We start from the raw sequence: 17,693 nt of genomic DNA, 5'->3' as shown, positions 1-17,693 counted from the left end.
CGCGGCGCAATCACGGACACGCCGAATTGACAGGCAAATGCCTAGACCGGCCGGCTGGCGCGGCGGCTCAGCACACGCCAGAGCGCGAAGACGCCGCCCGATATGGCGCCGGCCACGGTCCCGCCCAGACCCATGAAAATGACGAAGTAACCGCAGCCGCCCTCGAAGCAGCTCATGTCGGTCGCCTCGGCATAGAGCTGGCCGCCGCCGAGGCCGAGCGCCAGACCCAGCGCGCCGCCCAGGACGATGCCGAGCAGGGTGAGCGCGATCGCTGCGGGGACCGACACGGGCGCTCGCGGCGCCCCGGCCGCTGCGACAACAACCGGCCCGGCCTGGCGCTCGCGCCTGACCAGGGCGATCATCGCCGCGCCGACGACGACCTCGCCGGCGGTCCAGGCAAACGAGGCCAGAGAGAAGGCGAAGTCGGGCGCGGCGAGCACGTAAAGCTCGCGGGCGACGAGGACCAGGATGATGACGCTCTGCCAGCGAATGAACTGGACGGCGAAGCGCTGCGACCGGTCGTAGGCCAAGAACAGAAGGTAGAGGCCCCACAGGATGGTGACCGCGCCGAACAGCATGGTGAACCAGATGAAATAGAGCACCGGGCCGGGGAAGTCATAGCTCAGGACGACGGCCAGGCTGCCGTCAATGCCGCGGGCGGAAAGGGCCATGACCAGGCAGAGCCATGCGACCGGCAGCCAGCCAAGCATGCTCCTGTTGCCTGTCGTGCCGCCTTCGGTGGTCATCGTTCCGCCCCGCCCATTGTTCGTCCCGCGACCAGTCTGCTCGGGCCGGCCGGCGCTGGCAAGGTGCCGGCGCCGCAGCTCCACAGGCGCCCGCCCGCGGAAAATCCCCCCTCAGACCACAGAAGGGTCGTCGACTGAGCTTTGTGGCATGGCGCGCCGGCAGGGGGCAGGCCGGCCGCACGGGGCGCATCACGTCCTATTTTGCCGGCAAGGCCAATTCGCCGGCAAGATTTGCACGCGACCGCTTGGCAAGCGTCGCGGGATCGACTAGATGAGCCCGGCGGTGGAATGCAAGCGATTGTGTTCGGCCGCAGGCGGAAGGCGCAGGCAGGTTGACTGCGCCCCGATTGCCGGCCCCAGCGGCCGCAGCCACGCCCCAGGAGATGCACGCACTCCCAACCTGCCCGGCGAAACCGGCCGGCGCAAAGCGCGCGATGCGGAGAGGTGGCCGAGTGGTTGAAGGCGCACGCCTGGAAAGTGTGTATACGGGGAACCGTATCGCGGGTTCGAATCCCGCTCTCTCCGCCAGCTAACCACCAGTGCCCCCCAACTCCTAAATTCCTACGACACCGCCGTATCCTGGCGGACTTCTTGGCGCGTCCTGATGTTCCCCACATTGCTGTCGCACGCGCCGCAACGCCGCCGACATTCGCTGCAATGTCATGAATTCGATGCTATAGGCGCGTCGCCGGAGTGATTTGCCGTTCGCGGCATTCCGTTCCGGACCACCCTCGCTACGCAATGCCACAACCGCCTCTCGCGGACTTTCCGGACAAAATCCCAAAATGGTGAGCATCATCCTCTCGCACCAGCGCTATACGATATTCGTGAGCGTCGGGCTCATTGCGCTCGCGTCCCTTGCGGGGGCGGCGCTGTACAGCACGTGGCTGCTGGTCGTCGCCACGCTCTGCGGCGGGCTCTTCCTGCTCGGCGTGCATGACCTGTTGCAACGCCGGCACTCCATCCTGCGCAACTATCCGGTGGTGGGGCACCTGCGCTTCCTGCTCGAGGGCTTCCGGCCGGAAATCAGGCAATATCTGATCGAGGCCGACCACGAGGAGGTGCCGTTCAGCCGGCAGGCGCGCGGCCTCGTCTACCAGCGCGCCAAGGGCGCCGAGGACAAACGGCCCTTCGGCACGATCGAGAACGTCTACGGCTCCGGCTATGCCTGGCTGACCCATTCGGCCTCGCCCGTTACGATCAGCGACACCAACTTCCGGGTGCGCATCGGCGGCTCCGCCTGCAGGCAGCCCTATGATGCCAGCCTCTACAACATCTCGGCGATGAGCTTCGGCTCGCTGTCTGCCAACGCCATTCTTTCCCTGAACACCGGGGCGAAGAAGGGCGGCTTCGCGCATGACACCGGCGAAGGCGGCATCAGCCGTCATCACCGCCAGGGCGGCGGCGACCTGATCTACCAGGTGGCGTCGGGCTATTTCGGCTGCCGCAACGACGACGGCAGCTTCTCGCCCGCGAAATTCGCCGAGCTCGCCGCCGATCCGCAGATCAGGATGATCGAGATCAAACTGAGCCAGGGCGCCAAACCGGGCCACGGCGGCATGCTGCCGGCCTCGAAGATCTCGCCGGAGATCGCCGAGGCGCGCGGCATTCCGATGGGCGTCGACTGCGTTTCGCCGGCCGCCCACAGCACGTTCTCGACGCCGGTCGGCCTGATGCGGTTCGTCGGCCAGTTGCGCATCCTGTCGGGCGGCAAGCCGGTCGGGATCAAGCTGTGCATCGGCCATCGCCGTGAATTCATGAGCATGGTCAAGGCGATGCTGAAGACGGGGATCATCCCCGACTTCATCGTGGTGGACGGCGCCGAAGGCGGAACGGGCGCGGCGCCTGTCGAATTCGCCAACCGGGTCGGCATGCCGATGCTGGAGGGGCTGACCTTCGTGCACAACACGCTGCGCGGCGCCGGAATCCGCCATGAGGTGAAGATCGGCGCGGCCGGCAAGATCGTTTCCGCCTTCGACATCGCCCGCGTGGTGGCGCTGGGGGCCGACTGGTGCAACGCAGCGCGCGGCTTCATGTTCGCCATCGGCTGCATCCAGGCTCAGGCCTGCCACACCAACAAGTGCCCGGTCGGCATCGCGACGCAGGACCCGGGCCGCCAGCGGGCGCTCGATGTCGGCGACAAGAGCGATCGCGTCGCGCGCTTCCACCGCAACACGATGAAGGCACTTGGCGAAATCGCCGGGTCGGCCGGCCTGAGCGATCCCAGCGACTTCATGCCCTATCACTTCATGTTCCGGCAGAAGGACAACGAGTTCCTCGACGGCAACGAGGCCTATCCGTACCTGCCGGAGGGCTTTCTCGTCGCCGGCGAGGAAATTCCCGAACTGGCCGACTGGTACAGCCGCTGGGACCGCGCCAACGCCGAAAGCTTCGCGCCGCCGGAGATCCCGCACGGACCCTTCCAGCGGCGCAAGGCTGCCTGACCGCTACCCTGGAGATCGCGGCGAGCGCTCCGCCGGGGAGACGGCCATCGTCTCCCCCTTGGTGCGTTCGCGGCGCAGCACGAGGCGCCGGATCACGACGTAGAAGACGGGCGTCAGGACCAGTCCGAACACCGTGACGCCGAGCATGCCGGCGAACACGGCGATGCCCATGGCATGGCGCATCTCGGCGCCGGCGCCGGTCGCGATGACCAGGGGCACGACACCGGCGATGAAGGCGAGCGACGTCATCAGGATCGGCCTGAGGCGCAGGCGCGCGGCTTCGAGCACCGCCGCCAGCGGATCGCTGCCCTTCTTTTCCTCTTCATGGGCGAACTCCACGATGAGGATCGCGTTCTTGGCCGCAAGCCCGACGAGGACGACAAACGCGATCTGGGTGAAGATGTTGTTGTCGCCGCCGGAGAGCCAGACCCCGCCGATCGCCGAGAGCACCGCCAGCGGCGCTATCAACAGGACCGCAAACGGCAAGGACCAGCTGTTGTATTGCGCAGCCAGGATCAGGAAGGCCAGCAGGACCGCGAGCGGGAACACGATCATGGCCGTGTTGCCAGCCTGCTTTTCCTGGAAGACCAGATCGGTCCATTCATACGCCATGCCGGCCGGCAGTGTCTCGCGCATGATCCGCTCGATCGCCGCCGTCGCCTGCCCGGACGAATAGCCCTGTGCCGGACCTCCGGTGATGTCGACCGAGGGATAGCCGTTGTAGTGCATCACCCGGTCCGGTCCCGAACTCGTCACGACGGTTGCAAGGGCCGCAAGCGGAACCATCTCGCCCGCGGCATTGCGAACCTTCAGCCGTGCAATGTCGTCGACCTGCGCGCGGAACGGCTCGTCGGCCTGGACGATGACGCGGTAGGTGCGGCCGAAGCGGTTGAAGTCGTTTGCGTAGAGCGAGCCGAGATTGACCTGCAGCGTCTCGAAGATCGCCGTCAACGGAACGCCTTGCGCCTTGGCCTTGACCCGGTCGAGATCGACCTGGACCTGCGGGGCATTGACCTGGAAGCTGGCCATCATGCCCGCGAGTTCAGGTGCGGCGGCGGCCTTGGCCATGATCTCGCCCTGCACCCTGGCCAGGGCTTCGAGCCCCATGCCGGCGCGATCCTCGAGCTGGAGCTTGAAGCCACCTGTCGTGCCGAGCCCGGGAACCGGCGGCGGCGGGAAGATGCCGACGAAGCCGTCGGGGATCTGACTGTATTTGCCCATCAGACGCCCGGCGATGGCGTTGGCCGAAAGTGCCGGGTCCTTGCGCTGGTCGAACGGGTCGAGCATGGCGAAGACCACGGCGGCGTTGGGCAGGTTGACGAAGCCGTTCACCGAGAGGCCGGGAAAGGCGACGACGCTTTCGACGCCGGGCTCGGCCAGCGCGATCCTGGACATCTCCTTGACGACGGCTTCGGTGCGGTCGAGCGAGGCGCCGGAGGGCAGTTGCGCGATGCCGACGAGGTAATACTTGTCCTGCGCCGGCACGAAACCGCTGGGGATGCTCTGGAAGCCGAGATAGGTCGCGCCCAGCAGGCCACCATAGATGACGAACACCACGCCGCTGATGCGGATGGCGCGGCGCGCGGTGCCAACATAGGCGCTGGATGCTCGGTCGAAGAAACGGTTGAACAGCCGGAAGAACCTGCCGAACACAAAGTCGATGCCGCGGGTCAGCCAATCGCGGCGGGCGCCGCCATGGTGCGGTTTCAACAGCATGGCGGCGAGTGCCGGCGAGAGCGTCAGCGAGTTGATCGCCGAAAGCATCGTCGAGATGGCGATCGTCACCGCGAACTGGCGGTAGAACTCACCCTGGAGCCCCGACAGAAATGCCGACGGAATGAACACGGCAGCAAGGACGGAGGTGATCGCGATGATCGGTGCGGTGACCTCATCCATCGCCTTGCGCGCCGCCTCCTTCGGCGTCTCGCCAAGGCCGATGTGGCGTTCGACGTTCTCGACCACGACGATGGCGTCGTCGACGACGATGCCGATCGAAAGGACCAGGCCGAACAGCGACAGCGTGTTGAGCGAGAAGCCCATCAGATACATGACCGCAAGCGTGCCGACGAGCGATATGGGCACGGCGACCAGCGGAATGATGGACGCACGCCACGTCTGCAGGAACAGGACGACGACGATGACGACGAGGATGATCGCTTCGAGCAGCGTCGTCATGACGGCGGACAGGGAGGCGCGCACGAAGACGGTGGGATCGTAGGCGATCCGGTATTCCAGGCCCTCCGGAAAGCTACGCTGCAGCTGCGCCATTTCGGCGTGCACGGCGCTGGAAACGTCGAGCGCGTTCGCACCGGGCCGCTGGATGATCTGGATCGCCACGGCCGGCTCGCCGTCGAGCAGGCTGCGCAAGGCGTAGCCATCGGCGCCCAGGCCAATTCTCGCAACATCGCGCAGACGTACGATCTGCCCGTCATCGCCGGTCTTGATGACGATTTCCCCGAACTGCTCCTCGCTGGACAGGCGCCCGAGCGTGCTGACGGTGACCTCATAGCTGGCCGCCGCCGACGGCTGCTGGCCGACCGAGCCGGCTGCGACCTGAACGTTCTGCTCGCGGATGGCGGCGACGACATCGCTCGCGGTCAAACCGCGCGCAGCAACCTTGGCGGGGTCCAGCCAGACGCGCATGGCGTATTCGCCGGCGCCCCAGATGATGACGTCGCCGACCCCCGGCAGACGGGCGAGCGTGTCGCGGATCTGGAGGGTGGCAAAGTTGGAGATGTAGAGCGGATCATAGCGCTTGTCGGGCGATACCAGGTGCACCACCATCAGGATGTCGGGCGAGGTCTTCTGCGTGACGACGCCGATGCGCTGGACCTCTTCGGGCAGGCGCGGCAACGCCCGCGACACGCGGTTCTGGACCTGGATCTGGGCCATATCCGGATCGGTGCCCTGGGCGAAGGTGACGGTCAGCGTCATCCGGCCGTCGGTCGCGGCCTGCGAGCTCATGTAGAGCATGCCTTCGACGCCGTTGATCGACTGTTCGAGCGGCGATGCGACCGTCTCGGCGATCACCTCGGGGTTGGCGCCAGGATAGCTGGCCGTCACCTGCACGGTCGGCGGCGTGACGGACGGATATTCGCTGAGGGGGAGACGGAACAACGCCATCGCGCCGGCGATCAGCATGAGGGCCGACAGCACGATCGCAAAGATCGGGCGCTTGATGAAAAAGTGAGGCAGGTTCATCGACGTGCCTCCTGCGCACTGCCATCGGCAACGCCGTCGACCGAGCGCTGATCGGGCGCCATCGCGATGCGGTTCGGGGTAACCTGCATGCCGGGCCGGACGAGGCCCTTGATGATGATGGTGTCACCGGCCTTCAGGCCGCTTTCGACGACGCGCAGCCCATCGTTCATCGCGCCCAGTTCGACCGGCCGGTATTCGACCATGTCACCGGCGCCCAGCACCAGGACGTAGCGGCGGCCCTGGTCGGTGCCGACTGCCTGATCGTCGATGAGGACGGTGTCGCGGGCAGCACTGGTGGCGAGATTCACCCGTGCGAACAGGCCGGGCATCAGCGCGCCGGCCGGATTGGCGAGCACGGCGCGGGCCCTGATCGTACCCGTCGTGCTGTCGACGCGATTGCCGAGGAAATCCAGCCTGCCCATGTGGGGGAAGCCGTCCTCTCCCGTCAGGCCGACGGCGACGGGAACCGCCGATGCCGCCTCGCCGGCCGCGTCGGGCCTGCCCTGTCCCTGGAAACCAAGATAGGTCGCCTCGTCGATGTCGAAATGGACATGGACCGGGTCGACGGAGACGATAGTGGTGAGCAGCGTGGCCGCACCCGAGGCGCCGGCGACGAGATTGCCCTCGGTCACCAGCACGCGGTCGACGCGACCGGAGATGGGTGCGGTGACACGCGTGTAGGAGAGATCGAGCCTGGCCGCGGCAACCACCGCCCTCGCCTCCTCGACCTGCGCCTCCCGCTCCCGCTTGCGCGCGACATCGTCGTCGAACGTCTTCTCGGAGATGGCGCCCTTTGGCGCCAGGCGTCGCGAGCGGTCGAGGTCGACGCCGGCCTGATCGAGCAGAACCTCGGCCCGGCGCAATTGCGCCTCGGCACTCTGGAGCGCGACCTCGAACGGCCTGGCATCGATCTGGAACAGAAGCTGGCCACGTTCGACCAGCCCGCCCTCGGGCACGCTGACCGCCTCGATGACCCCACCTATGCGAGGTCGCAGTTCGACGGTCCTGGCGGCTGCGACGACGCCCGTGAACTGGGACGACGGCGCGAGCACGCGGGTGACGACTTCCGCCACCGGCACCTGTGGAGGCGGAGGTACGGGTGCGACCGGGTTGGCCTCGCCGGACGCCAGGGCCTGCCTGACATAGGCCGGCGCGCCATCGGAATAGGCGAACCATGCGACACCACTCAACGCCGCAACAGCCACCAATAGTGTTCTCGTCTTCCCAGTCATTCGAAACGGTCCCGTCGACAAAAATGCGAGGCCTGTGACGACCCCGCTGGATGAATTTCGGCGACGCTAGGGCTTCCCGTGACTGGAAGGTCAACCGTGTTCCGATGCCTGCAGCGAAATTGAATGCATCGCCGCAGCAAACCTGCGACCGGCACCGAATCAACCGCGCTCGCAGCCTCGCAGGCTGGCCAAAAACGCCCGCGCATCGAGGGTGCACGACGCTGCTGTGCAACGAGGTTTCTGCCCCGCAAAACCGTCAGACACAGCTGTCCATCGCGACGCTTGACTTTCCAGCAACTGGAAAGAGCAGCCTTCAACTACGGCTCGAAAAGCCGCCAAACAGGCAGGAGACAAAAAATGCGCTACCGATAATCGAAATGGCTTGCAGCCAGCCTGCATGCCCGCACCACCGGTCACCGGACCGAAGTCAAATCCTTAAAAAACACCGGCGTGGACAATCCAGGCATCAAGCGATGCCGGGTACGGCCCTGCCTTTGTCCAAAAACAGAAGGTACCCCAAATGAAGACCATCATCCTCATCGCAACACCGCTCGTATTCCTTGCCGGCGCGGCATTCGCGTCGTCCCCCAACGGCGTTGTCGCCAGGTACAATCACGGCGTCCGTGTCATCACGCTCGATAACGGCAAGAGCTATACGGTGCCGCACCACGTCGCGCTGCCGCCGCTCCAGGCCGGCGAGACGGTGTCGATCATCTTGAACGACGAAGGCGACCGCGTGACCGCCGTGCTGAAGTCGAACTAGCCGGCTCGGCTCCAACGTCGACAAGGCAGCGCCACGGGATCCCCCACCCGTGGCGTTTGTCGTTTTGTGCGGTACTCCCTTGCGCGGCTCGCATCGGCCCGCTTCGAGGAATTTACAATTGGAGTGATCGGAGCGACATTCAGGCGTCGTCCATTTGTACAGCTTTTACGCGAAACACAAATTGGAGGAACTGCCATGAGGACTGCAAGTCTCGCTCGTTGCGTGGTCATTGCTCTGGCTGGTTTCTGGGGCGTCGCACAGGCCCCGGCAGAAGAGCCGAACAAGGCCGAAATCGACGCCATTCGCCAGGCGCTGGAAAAATACCAGGACCCCTACAATGCGATCCGCGACCTCTATTTGTCGACGGTGGGGTGCGTTCACTACAACGGCGAAAAGATCGAAGGGCACATGGAGTATCCGAAGGGAGCCATGGGCATCCACTTCGTCAACGTCACCGTCAGCGGCCCGCCGGATCCGAAGCGTCCGAACGTGCTGATCTACGAGCCCGACGGCAAGAAGCTGCGCCTGGTCGCGGTCGAATGGCTGGTCCCGCTCGCGGAAGCCAAGGAGCGGCCGAGCCTTTTCGGCCAGCCATTCCAGGGCCCGATGGAGGGGCATGAACCGCTGATCCCGAAGGACTTCGTCCACTATGACCTGCACGCCTGGCTGTTCAAGGACAACCCGCTCGGAATGTTCAGCCCGACCAACCCAGACGTGACGTGCGACGGCTCCGATTTCAGCCTGCTGGAAACGCCGACCAAGATGGTGCATACGCCTTGAGGCGGCGGCACGACTAGCCGCGCCGCCTTCTTTGCATGGGAGCGGCGCAGGGTTCAGACGATGTCGTCGAGCGCCCTGCGCTGGCGGTGCATTTCGAGGAAGACGCGATAGTCGCGGTCGAAGCGCGGCCATGCCTGCGGGTTGGGACGGCGCGCGCGACCTTCCTGGCGCATCGCGGCGCAGGCTTCGGTGAGGTTGGGATAAAGGCCGGCGGCGGCCGCCGCCGCCATGGCCGTGCCCAGGAGCACGGCGTCGCCGCCGACCGGTTCGACGACGGTGCAGCCGGTGGCGTCGGCATAGAGCTCCATCAGGAGCGGATTGCGGGTGTGGCCGCCGGTGACGTGCAGCGTGTCGATGCCGTAGCCGTTGGCATTGAGCGCATCGAGCACATGGCGCAGGCCAAGTGCGATTGCGACGGCGGTGCGCCAGTACAGCCGGCACAGGCTGTCGAAGGACGAATCGAGCGTCAGGCCGCTGATCACGCCGAGCGCATGCGGGTCGGCCAGCGGCGAGCGGTTGCCGTGGAAGTCGGGCAGCACATGCAGGCGTCCGGCGAGGTCTAAGCCTTCGCCGGCACGCAGTTGCATGATGCGCTCGGTGATCTTGCGATGCAGCGCGGCATCGGGTTCGCCGCCGGCGCCATGCCAGCGGACGATGTGATCAAGCAGCGCGCCGGTGGCCGACTGGCCGCCCTCGCTCAGCCACAGTGCAGGAAGGGCGGCGCCGAAATACGGCCCCCAGACGCCGGCAAAGGCGCGCGGCTCCGGCGACATCGCCATGACGCAGCTCGACGTGCCGGCGATCAGGGCGAGGTGGCGCTCGATACCCGGTAGGCCGCCGATGACGCCTACCGCGCCGGCGAAGGCGTCAATCATGCCGGCGCCGACGCGGCAAGCGGTGGTGAGGCCGAGCGCTTCGGCGGCGGCCGGGGTGAGCGGGCCGAGATCGGTGCCGACCGGGCTGGCGCGCTCCGGCAGGGCGGCACGGTCGAAGATATCGGCGAGGCCGACCGCGGCGAAGAAGTCGTGCCGCCAGGCCTCGCGCTCATGGGCGAGATAGGTCCATTTGGCGGTCAGCGTGCATTGCGAGCGGGCGAGCGAGCCCGATGCCTTGTGGCAAAGGAAGTCGGCGAGGTCGAAGAGCTGGCCGGTGCGGGCCCAGCTTTGCGGCAGGTGGCGCTTGACCCACATCAGCTTGGGCGTGGCCATTTCCGGCGACATCACGCCGCCGGCATAACCGAGCACCGCGTGGCCGGTGGCGGTGCATTCGTCGGCCTCGGCCAAGGCGCGATGATCGAGCCAGACGATGGTGTCCCAGCGGTCGCCGCCGCCGGCGGAAACGCCGACCTGCTCGCCGCGCCGGCCCCTGAACACGGTCGAGCACGTCGCGTCGAAGCTGATGCCGGCGACGTCGCGTGCATCGACGCCGGCGGCAGCACGCGCGCCACGCACGGCAGCACAGACCGCCGACCAGATCTGCTCCGAATCGTGCTCGCACTGGCCGGAGGTCGAGCGGTTCATGGCGATGGCATGCTCGGCGCGGCCGAGCAGCTTGCCGGCGGGATCGAAAATGCCGGCGCGCGCGCTGCCCGTGCCCACGTCGACGGCGCAAAGATGGGCCGCCATCAGGACGACAATGTCCGGCTGCGACCAGCGCACAGGCGCACCACCGGCAGCGTTTGCCGCAAGTCCGACAGGTCTGAAAATGCCGCGATCAAAACCATGACGCGCAGTCTATATGCGCGCCATGGCCAATGCCAGCGGGCAGCGGCGACCCGGCCTCAGAGGCTGTCGCCGAGGTAACGCGTCAGGGTTTCCCCGGTGCCCAGCGCCCATAGCGCGTCCAGGCCATGGGCAAAGGCCGCGGCGAAGGGCGCCGATTTGCCGACCTCGCCATAGATGTCTTCCATGGCGAGCCAGGCACCGGGCGCTTCCCTGGCCGCCCTGGCCGTCGCCTGCAGGCGGGTCCAGTTGGGGTCGTTGGGCTCGATGACGGCGCCTGAGTCGGTGGTGCCGAAACAGTAGCGGCACCAGAGCGCCGATTCGAGCGCGAGGCCGGTTATGCCGCCGCCCGCCTCGAGCCGGTCGGCGATGGTCGGAATGATGAACTTGGGCTGGCGGTTGGAGCCGTCGAGACAAAGCCGGCGCACCGTGTCGCCGATCTTCGGGTTGGAGAAGCGGCGCTCGATGAGTTGGCAATATTCCTCGAGCACGACGCCCGGCACCGGCGGCACCGTGGGCATGATCTCCTCGCGCTCGAGCTTGGCCAGGAAGGCACGCACCAGCGGGTTCTCCATGGCCTCGTGGACGAAGTGGATGTCCATCAGTCCGGCCGGATAGGCGATGGTGGCGTGGCCGCCATTGAGGATGCGGATCTTCATCAGCTCGAATGGAGCGACGTCATGGACGAACTGGACGCCGACCTTTTCCAACGCCGGCCGGCCATCGGTGAACCGGTCCTCCATCACCCATTGCTTGAACGGTTCGCAGAACACCGGCCAGTTGTCGTCGACGCCGAAATCGCTGGCGAGAATGCCGCGCTCTCGGTCTGTGGTGGCAGGGGTGATGCGGTCAACCATGGAATTCGGGAAAGCGACGGTGTCCCGGACCCAGTCGGCGAAGCTCTCATCAACGAGTCTTGCCAGGCCGATCACCGCATCGGCAGTAACCCGGCCATTGTGGGGGATGTTGTCGCAAGACATGACGGTGAAGGGCACGATGCCGTCCTGGCGCCGACGGCGGAGGCCGGCGAGGATGATGCCGAACACCGTCTTCGGCGCGGCGATGTTGCGGGCATCGGCGACGATGTCGGGATGGGTCGGGTTGAACAGGCCCGACGCCGGATCGATGAAATAGCCGCCCTCTGTAATGGTCAACGAGACGATGCGTATCGCCGGATCGGCAAGGCGCTCGATGATGGCGGCGGCATCGCCGGGCATCAGGAAATCGACCATCGCCGCCGTGACGCGGGCGCTCATGTGGCCGCTGTCCTGCTCGACCACGGTGGTGAGCCAATCCTGCTCGGCCAGCCTGGCGCGGCCGGCCTTTTCGCCGTCGAAGACACCCGCGCCGACGATGGCCCAGTCATGGCCCTGGCCGGAATTGAGCAGTTCGTCGAGATAGACCGCTTGGTGCGAACGGTGGAAATTGCCGACGCCGAAATGGACGATGCCTGCCCGGAGCGAGGCGCGGTCGTAATCCGGGCGCGCGACATTGGCGGGCAAATCCGGCAGCGTGGCGAGGGAGAGCTTCACGGTCATGGGTTCGACGCTTTCCTTTCCTGGGCGCGGGCATTCGCGACACCTTCTCCCCTTGCGGGAGAAGGTGGATCGGCGCGCAGCGCCGAGACGGATGAGGGGTGCTGGACGGAGCGCCATCGTGGAACACCCCTCATCCGGCCTCGCTCCGCTCGGCCACCTTCTCCCGCAAGGGGAGAGGAAACTTCAACTCATCCAGTTGCCGCCATCGACGTTGTAGGTCTGGGCGACGACGTATCGGCTCTCCGGCCCGGCGAGGAAGATCGCCATGCCGACGAGGTCTTGCGCCGTGCCCATGCGACCGAAGGGGACAGCTTCACCGACGAGGCGCTTCTTCTCGCCGCGCGGCCGGTTTTCGTACCGGGCGAACAGCTCGTCGACGTGTTCCCAGTGCTCGCCCTCGACCACGCCGGGAGCGATGGCGTTGACGTTGATGCCATGCCTGATCAGGTCGAGGCCGGCCGACTGGGTCAGGCTGATGACGGCGGCCTTGGTGGCGCAGTAGACGGCGACGAGCGCCTCGCCGCGACGGCCGGCCTGGCTTGCCATGTTGATGATCCTGCCGCCCTGCCCCCGCGCGATCATCGAGCGGGCGGCGGCCTGCAAGGTGAACAGGGTGCCGGCGACATTGACCGCAAACAGCCTGTCGAAGCTTGCCTTGCCGATCTCGACGATCGGGGCGAGATCGAACAGCGCGGCGTTGTTGACCAGGATGTCGAGGCCGCCTGCCCGGGCCTCGACGGCCTTGACCGCCGCCTCGATCGAGGCCTGATCGGTGACGTCGAGCTTGACGGCATAGGCGGACGGGCCGATCTCGGCGGCGGTCTTTTCAGCCGCTTCGAGGTTGATGTCGCCGATGGCGACGACGGCGCCCTCACCGACATAGGCCTCGGCGAAAGCCCGGCCGATGCCGCGCGCGGCCCCCGTGATCAGCGCCGACTTTCCCTGGAGCCTGTTGTTCACATGGCCCTCCCGTCGGCACCGAAGCGATGGATCTTGTTCGGGCTCGGGGTGAGATAAACGGTCTCGCCATGGCGCACGCCAAGCTCGCCGTCGGCGCGCACCGTAAGCGTGCCGACATCGCCGGCCTGGACATGCAGGAAGGTGTCGGAGCCAAGATGCTCGGCGACGCCGACCGTCGCCTTCCATTCGCCCGCCGTGGTGGAGATGCCGAGATGCTCGGGCCTGACGCCGATCGTCGTCGCGCCATGCCTGGCGGCGGCGGCGCCGTTGATCAGGTTCATCCTCGGCGAGCCGATGAAGCCGGCGACGAACAGGTTCTTCGGCGTCTTGTAGAGCTCCATCGGCGAGCCGACCTGCTCGATGTTGCCGGCATTCAGCACCACGATCTTGTCGGCCATGGTCATCGCCTCGACCTGGTCGTGGGTGACGTAGATCATCGTCGTCTTGAGCTGGTGGTGCAGCTCGCTGATCTCCAGCCGCATGGTGCCGCGCAGGGCGGCGTCGAGGTTGGACAGCGGCTCGTCGAACAGGAAGGCCGAGGGCTGGCGGACGATGGCGCGGCCGATGGCGACGCGCTGGCGCTGGCCACCGGAGAGCTGGCCCGGGCGGCGCTCGAGATAGTTGGTCAGGTTCAGAACGCGCGCGGCATCCTTGACCTTCTTGTCGATGACGGCGGCATCCTCGCCGGCCATCTTCAGCGGGAAGGCGATGTTCTTGTAGACGGTCATGTGCGGGTAGAGCGCGTAGGACTGGAAGACCATCGCCAGCCGGCGCTTGGCCGGCGCCTCGCCGGTGACGTCGCGGCCATCGATGCTGATCTTGCCGGCGGACGTGTCCTCCAGCCCGGCGATGAGCCTGAGCAAGGTCGACTTGCCGCAACCGGACGGGCCGACGAAGACGACGAACTCGCCATCCTCGATCTCGAGGTCGAGCTCGGGGATGATGGTGGTCGTGCCGAAGGACTTCGACACCTTGTTGAGAGTGATGTTTCCCATGGTTTCCTCCCGCGGGGACTATTTCACGGCGCCGAAAGTCAGGCCGCGGACGAGCTGGCGCTGGGAGAACCAGCCCATGATCAGGATCGGTGCGATGGCGAGCGTCGAGGCCGCCGACAGCTTTGCCCAGAACAGCCCCTGCGGACTGGAGAAAGAGGCGATGAAGGCGGTCAGCGGGGCTGCGTTGGTGGTGGTCAGGCGGATGGTCCAGAAGGCCTCGTTCCACGCCAGGATGATGTTGAGCAGCATGGTGGATGCGATGCCGGGCACCGCCATCGGCGTCAGCACGTAGACGATCTCGCCCCACAGCGTGGCGCCGTCCATGCGCGCGGCTTCCAGGATCTCGCCGGGGATCTCGCGGAAGTAGGTGTAGAGCATCCACACCACGATCGGCAGGTTGATCAGCATCAGCATGACGGTCAGGCCGATGCGGGTGTCGAGCAGGTAGGTGTCGCGGAAGATCAGGTAGATCGGCACCAGCACGGCGACCGCGGGCATCATCTTGGTGGAGAGCATCCACATCAGGATGTCCTTGGTGCGCTTGGTCGGCGAGAAGGCCATCGACCAGGCGGCAGGCACGGCAACGACCAGCGCGAGGATGGTCGAGCCCACGGCGATGATCACCGAGTTCAGGAAGAACTTGAAATAGTTGCTCTGGGCCTGGACCTCGGCATAGCTCTCCAGCGTGCCCGACGGCACCAGGCTGAAGCCGGCGATCGCCTCGGTCTCCGACTTGAAGCTGGTGATGATGGTGTAGAGGATCGGAAAGAAGATCAGCAATGCAACCACCCAGGCTGCAACGGTGAAGCCGATCTTGCGGCGTGTCGAAACTGCGCGTGCCATCGGTTGCTCCTCACTTGTCCAGGTTCTTGCCGACTGCGCGCATCAGGAAGAAGGCGACGATGTTGGCAAGGATGACCGCGATGATGCCGCCGGCCGATGCGCCGCCGACGTCGTAGCCGAGCAGGGCCGTGCGGTAGATCAGGAACGGCAGGTTGGTGGAGGCGTAGCCCGGGCCGCCATTGGTGGTGACGAGGATCTCCGCATAGACGCCGAGCAGGAAGATGGTCTGGATCAGGATGACCACGGTGACGGCGCGCGAGATGTGCGGGATCGTCAGGTAGATGAAGCGGCTGACAATGCCCGCACCATCCATCTCGGCGGCTTCCTTCTGCTCGCCGTCGAGCGACTGCAGTGCGGTGAGAAGGATCAGCGTCGCGAAAGGCAGCCACTGCCAGGCGACGATGATGATGATCGAAAACAGCGGAAACTGCGCGAACCAGTCGACCGGCTGGGCGCCGAAGAACTTGGCGAAGTCGGCGAAGACGCCGTAGCCCGGATGCATGATCATGTTCTTCCACACCAGTGCCGCCACCGGGGGCATGACGAAGAAGGGCGAGATCACCAGGATGCGCACGATGCCCTGGCCGAACATCGGCTGGTCGAGCAGCAGCGCCAGCGCGATGCCGCCGATGACGGTGATCAACAGCACGCCGACGACCAGCACCAGCGTGTTCCAGATCGACTGGAAGAAGGCCGGGTCGGTGTAGAAGAACTTGTAGTTGAACAGGCCGGCGAAGCTGACATTGGCCGGATTGAGCAGATTGTAGTTCTGGAACGAGAACCACAGGGTCATCGCCAGCGGCACGATCATCCAGATGAAGAGCAGGATCACCGAAGGCGCCATCATGAAGCGCGCCAGCGTGCTGGTCTGTCGTGTAGCCATGGCGTTCACCCTGCGTTCGAGCAGATGAGGTCAGGTCTGGAAAGAGGCCGTCCGGACTGGGAGACCGGACGGCCAGGCAGGGAGGATCTGCCTATTTGATGTAGCCGGCCCGGGTCATCTCGCGGACCGAAGCGGTCTGGGCGCCGGCAAGCGCGTCATCGACGCTCGACTGGCCGGCGAGTGCTGCCGAGAACAGCTGGCCGACGGTCGTGCCCAGTCCCTGGAACTCGGGAATGGCGACGAACTGGACGCCGACATAAGGCACCGGCTTGACGGTGGGCTTGGTCGGGTCGGCCGAGTTGATCGAATCCAGCGTCATCTTGGCGAAGGGCGCGGCCTTCTGGTACTCGGGGTTGTTGTAGAGCGACGTGCGGGTGCCGGGCGGCACGTTGGCCCAGCCCTCCTTCGAGGCGACCAGGTCGAGATAACCCTTGCCGGTTGCCCACGAGACGAACTTCTGCGCCGCTTCCGCCTTCTGCGTACCGGCCGGAATGCCGAGCGACCATGCCCACAGCCAGTTGCCGCGCTTGCCGAGACCGGTGTCGGGAGCGAGCGCGTAGCCGACCTTGTCCGCGACGGTCGAGTCCTTCGGATTGGAGACGAAGGAGGCGGCGACGGTGGCGTCGATCCACATACCGCACTTGCCCTGCTGGAACAGCGCCAGGTTCTCGTTGAAGCCGTTGGAGGAGGCACCGGACGGGCCGGCTTCCTTCATCAGGTCGACATAGAACTGCAGCGTGTTCTTCCATTCGGGCTGGTCGAACTGCGGCTGCCACTTCTCGTCGAACCAGCGTGCGCCGAAGGAGTTGGACATGGCGGTCAGGAAGGCCATGTTCTCGCCCCAGCCGGCCTTGCCGCGCAGGCAGATGCCGTTGATGTCGGCGGCGCGGTCGGTCATCTTGCGGGCCGCGTCGGCGATGAATTCCCAGGTCGGGGCGTCGGGCATGGTCAGCCCGGCCTTTTCCATCAGGTCCTTGCGGTACATGACGAACGAGCTTTCGCCGTAGAAGGGCGCGGCATAGAGCTTGCCGTCCGCGGACAGGCCACCAGCGATGGCCGGGATGATGTCGGCGGCGTCGTAATCGGCGCCGAGACCGTCGAGCGGCAAAAGCCATTGCTGCTTGGCCCAGATCGGAACCTCGTAGGTGCCGATGGTCATGACGTCATACTGGCCGCCCTTGGTGGCGATGTCGGTGGTGACGCGCTCGCGCAGCACGTTCTCTTCGAGCGTGACCCATTCGAGCTGGATGTCCGGGTTCTTGGCGGTGAAGTCGTCCGTCAGCTTCTGCATGCGGACCATGTCGCCATTGTTGACCGTGGCGATGGTGATGGTCTCGGCATGGGCGGCAAACGCAAGCGCGCTCGCTCCGCACAGGCCCAGGAAGAGCGTGTTCAGTTTCATCGAATTCCTCCCAAAAGCCAAAGTGAGCATTTGCCTTGGCTGTGGGCAATTATTCATCTGCTGTGATTTATGTCAAGCAGGAATCTGGACATGGCAACGCCGCCGCCGGAAGGACGGCAGATGGAGCAAGCAAAGCCGGGAATTGCGCGCGGCCGCACGGCACGCCCGTGCGTCGGAAGGCGCGG

General features: G+C 65.9%; 13 protein-coding genes and 1 tRNA gene. 4 read left to right on the top strand and 10 right to left on the bottom strand.

The window, feature by feature from the left end:
* Positions 1 to 41: 41 nt before the first annotated feature.
* A complete protein-coding gene (locus tag GGR00_RS08370) occupies positions 42 to 746 on the bottom strand; it encodes a hypothetical protein (RefSeq protein ID WP_055981495.1) in 705 nt (234 codons plus the stop codon).
* Positions 747 to 1,184: 438 nt separating this feature from the next.
* Here GGR00_RS08370 and GGR00_RS08365 point away from each other — a divergent pair.
* Positions 1,185 to 1,274 (top strand) — tRNA-Ser (locus tag GGR00_RS08365).
* Between the two features lie 257 nt (positions 1,275 to 1,531).
* Positions 1,532 to 3,190 (top strand): FMN-binding glutamate synthase family protein, encoded by a 1,659-nt coding sequence (locus GGR00_RS08360; protein ID WP_184699166.1) that lies wholly within the window; start codon positions 1,532 to 1,534, stop codon positions 3,188 to 3,190.
* Positions 3,191 to 3,193: 3 nt separating this feature from the next.
* Here GGR00_RS08360 and GGR00_RS08355 read toward each other — a convergent pair whose 3' ends face one another.
* Both GGR00_RS08355 and GGR00_RS08350 read right to left on the bottom strand, forming a co-directional pair.
* Positions 3,194 to 6,391, bottom strand: coding sequence for an efflux RND transporter permease subunit (locus GGR00_RS08355; protein ID WP_184699164.1), 3,198 nt, complete (start codon positions 6,389 to 6,391; stop codon positions 3,194 to 3,196).
* The gene (locus GGR00_RS08350) at positions 6,388 to 7,623 is read right to left on the bottom strand and encodes an efflux RND transporter periplasmic adaptor subunit (RefSeq protein WP_184699162.1); all 1,236 of its coding nucleotides are present in this window, start codon (positions 7,621 to 7,623) and stop codon (positions 6,388 to 6,390) included. Before GGR00_RS08350 ends, GGR00_RS08355 begins: the two co-directional genes overlap by 4 nt.
* A gap of 520 nt (positions 7,624 to 8,143) precedes the next feature.
* Here GGR00_RS08350 and GGR00_RS08345 point away from each other — a divergent pair.
* Positions 8,144 to 8,386, top strand: a complete 243-nt coding sequence (locus GGR00_RS08345) for a DUF1344 domain-containing protein (protein WP_184699160.1) — start codon at positions 8,144 to 8,146, stop codon at positions 8,384 to 8,386.
* 195 nt (positions 8,387 to 8,581) lie between these two features.
* Positions 8,582 to 9,166 (top strand): hypothetical protein, encoded by a 585-nt coding sequence (locus GGR00_RS08340; RefSeq protein ID WP_184699158.1) that lies wholly within the window; start codon positions 8,582 to 8,584, stop codon positions 9,164 to 9,166.
* A 53-nt stretch (positions 9,167 to 9,219) separates the two neighbouring features.
* Here the strand turns inward: GGR00_RS08340 and GGR00_RS08335 are convergent, their stop codons facing one another.
* The 7 genes from GGR00_RS08335 to GGR00_RS08305 form a co-directional block, all read right to left on the bottom strand.
* The gene (locus tag GGR00_RS08335; RefSeq protein ID WP_184699157.1) at positions 9,220 to 10,791 is read right to left on the bottom strand and encodes an FGGY-family carbohydrate kinase; all 1,572 of its coding nucleotides are present in this window, start codon (positions 10,789 to 10,791) and stop codon (positions 9,220 to 9,222) included.
* 155 nt (positions 10,792 to 10,946) lie between these two features.
* Entirely contained in the window at positions 10,947 to 12,425 is a 1,479-nt protein-coding gene (locus GGR00_RS08330; protein ID WP_184699155.1) for a mannitol dehydrogenase family protein, read from the bottom strand.
* 183 nt (positions 12,426 to 12,608) lie between these two features.
* Positions 12,609 to 13,385 (bottom strand): L-iditol 2-dehydrogenase, encoded by a 777-nt coding sequence (locus tag GGR00_RS08325; protein WP_184699153.1) that lies wholly within the window; start codon positions 13,383 to 13,385, stop codon positions 12,609 to 12,611.
* Positions 13,382 to 14,380, bottom strand: coding sequence for an ABC transporter ATP-binding protein (locus tag GGR00_RS08320; protein WP_184699151.1), 999 nt, complete (start codon positions 14,378 to 14,380; stop codon positions 13,382 to 13,384). Before GGR00_RS08320 ends, GGR00_RS08325 begins: the two co-directional genes overlap by 4 nt.
* Before the next feature lie 18 nt (positions 14,381 to 14,398).
* Positions 14,399 to 15,223, bottom strand: a complete 825-nt coding sequence (locus GGR00_RS08315; RefSeq protein WP_055981469.1) for a carbohydrate ABC transporter permease — start codon at positions 15,221 to 15,223, stop codon at positions 14,399 to 14,401.
* A gap of 10 nt (positions 15,224 to 15,233) precedes the next feature.
* Positions 15,234 to 16,106, bottom strand: a complete 873-nt coding sequence (locus tag GGR00_RS08310) for a carbohydrate ABC transporter permease (RefSeq protein WP_184699149.1) — start codon at positions 16,104 to 16,106, stop codon at positions 15,234 to 15,236.
* A 91-nt stretch (positions 16,107 to 16,197) separates the two neighbouring features.
* The gene (locus tag GGR00_RS08305) at positions 16,198 to 17,508 is read right to left on the bottom strand and encodes an ABC transporter substrate-binding protein (protein WP_184699147.1); all 1,311 of its coding nucleotides are present in this window, start codon (positions 17,506 to 17,508) and stop codon (positions 16,198 to 16,200) included.
* Positions 17,509 to 17,693 lie beyond the last annotated feature (185 nt).

It is taken from the genome of Aminobacter aganoensis, assembly GCF_014206975.1.
Taxonomy (GTDB): domain Bacteria; phylum Pseudomonadota; class Alphaproteobacteria; order Rhizobiales; family Rhizobiaceae; genus Aminobacter; species Aminobacter aganoensis.
This window is presented reverse-complemented; position numbering and strand designations above follow the sequence as displayed.

What these genes read in the sequence shown, in the direction of transcription:
- GGR00_RS08350 (WP_184699162.1), bottom strand. Translation starts at nt 7,623, where the DNA reads ATGACTGGGAAGACGAGAACACTATTGGTGGCTGTTGCGGCGTTGAGT.
- GGR00_RS08360 (WP_184699166.1), top strand. Translation starts at nt 1,532, where the DNA reads ATGGTGAGCATCATCCTCTCGCACCAGCGCTATACGATATTCGTGAGC.
- GGR00_RS08320 (WP_184699151.1), bottom strand. Translation starts at nt 14,380, where the DNA reads ATGGGAAACATCACTCTCAACAAGGTGTCGAAGTCCTTCGGCACGACC.
- GGR00_RS08345 (WP_184699160.1), top strand. Translation starts at nt 8,144, where the DNA reads ATGAAGACCATCATCCTCATCGCAACACCGCTCGTATTCCTTGCCGGC.
- GGR00_RS08310 (WP_184699149.1), bottom strand. Translation starts at nt 16,106, where the DNA reads ATGGCTACACGACAGACCAGCACGCTGGCGCGCTTCATGATGGCGCCT.
- GGR00_RS08330 (WP_184699155.1), bottom strand. Translation starts at nt 12,425, where the DNA reads ATGACCGTGAAGCTCTCCCTCGCCACGCTGCCGGATTTGCCCGCCAAT.
- GGR00_RS08315 (WP_055981469.1), bottom strand. Translation starts at nt 15,223, where the DNA reads ATGGCACGCGCAGTTTCGACACGCCGCAAGATCGGCTTCACCGTTGCA.
- GGR00_RS08305 (WP_184699147.1), bottom strand. Translation starts at nt 17,508, where the DNA reads ATGAAACTGAACACGCTCTTCCTGGGCCTGTGCGGAGCGAGCGCGCTT.
- GGR00_RS08355 (WP_184699164.1), bottom strand. Translation starts at nt 6,391, where the DNA reads ATGAACCTGCCTCACTTTTTCATCAAGCGCCCGATCTTTGCGATCGTG.
- GGR00_RS08335 (WP_184699157.1), bottom strand. Translation starts at nt 10,791, where the DNA reads ATGGCGGCCCATCTTTGCGCCGTCGACGTGGGCACGGGCAGCGCGCGC.
- GGR00_RS08370 (WP_055981495.1), bottom strand. Translation starts at nt 746, where the DNA reads ATGACCACCGAAGGCGGCACGACAGGCAACAGGAGCATGCTTGGCTGG.
- GGR00_RS08340 (WP_184699158.1), top strand. Translation starts at nt 8,582, where the DNA reads ATGAGGACTGCAAGTCTCGCTCGTTGCGTGGTCATTGCTCTGGCTGGT.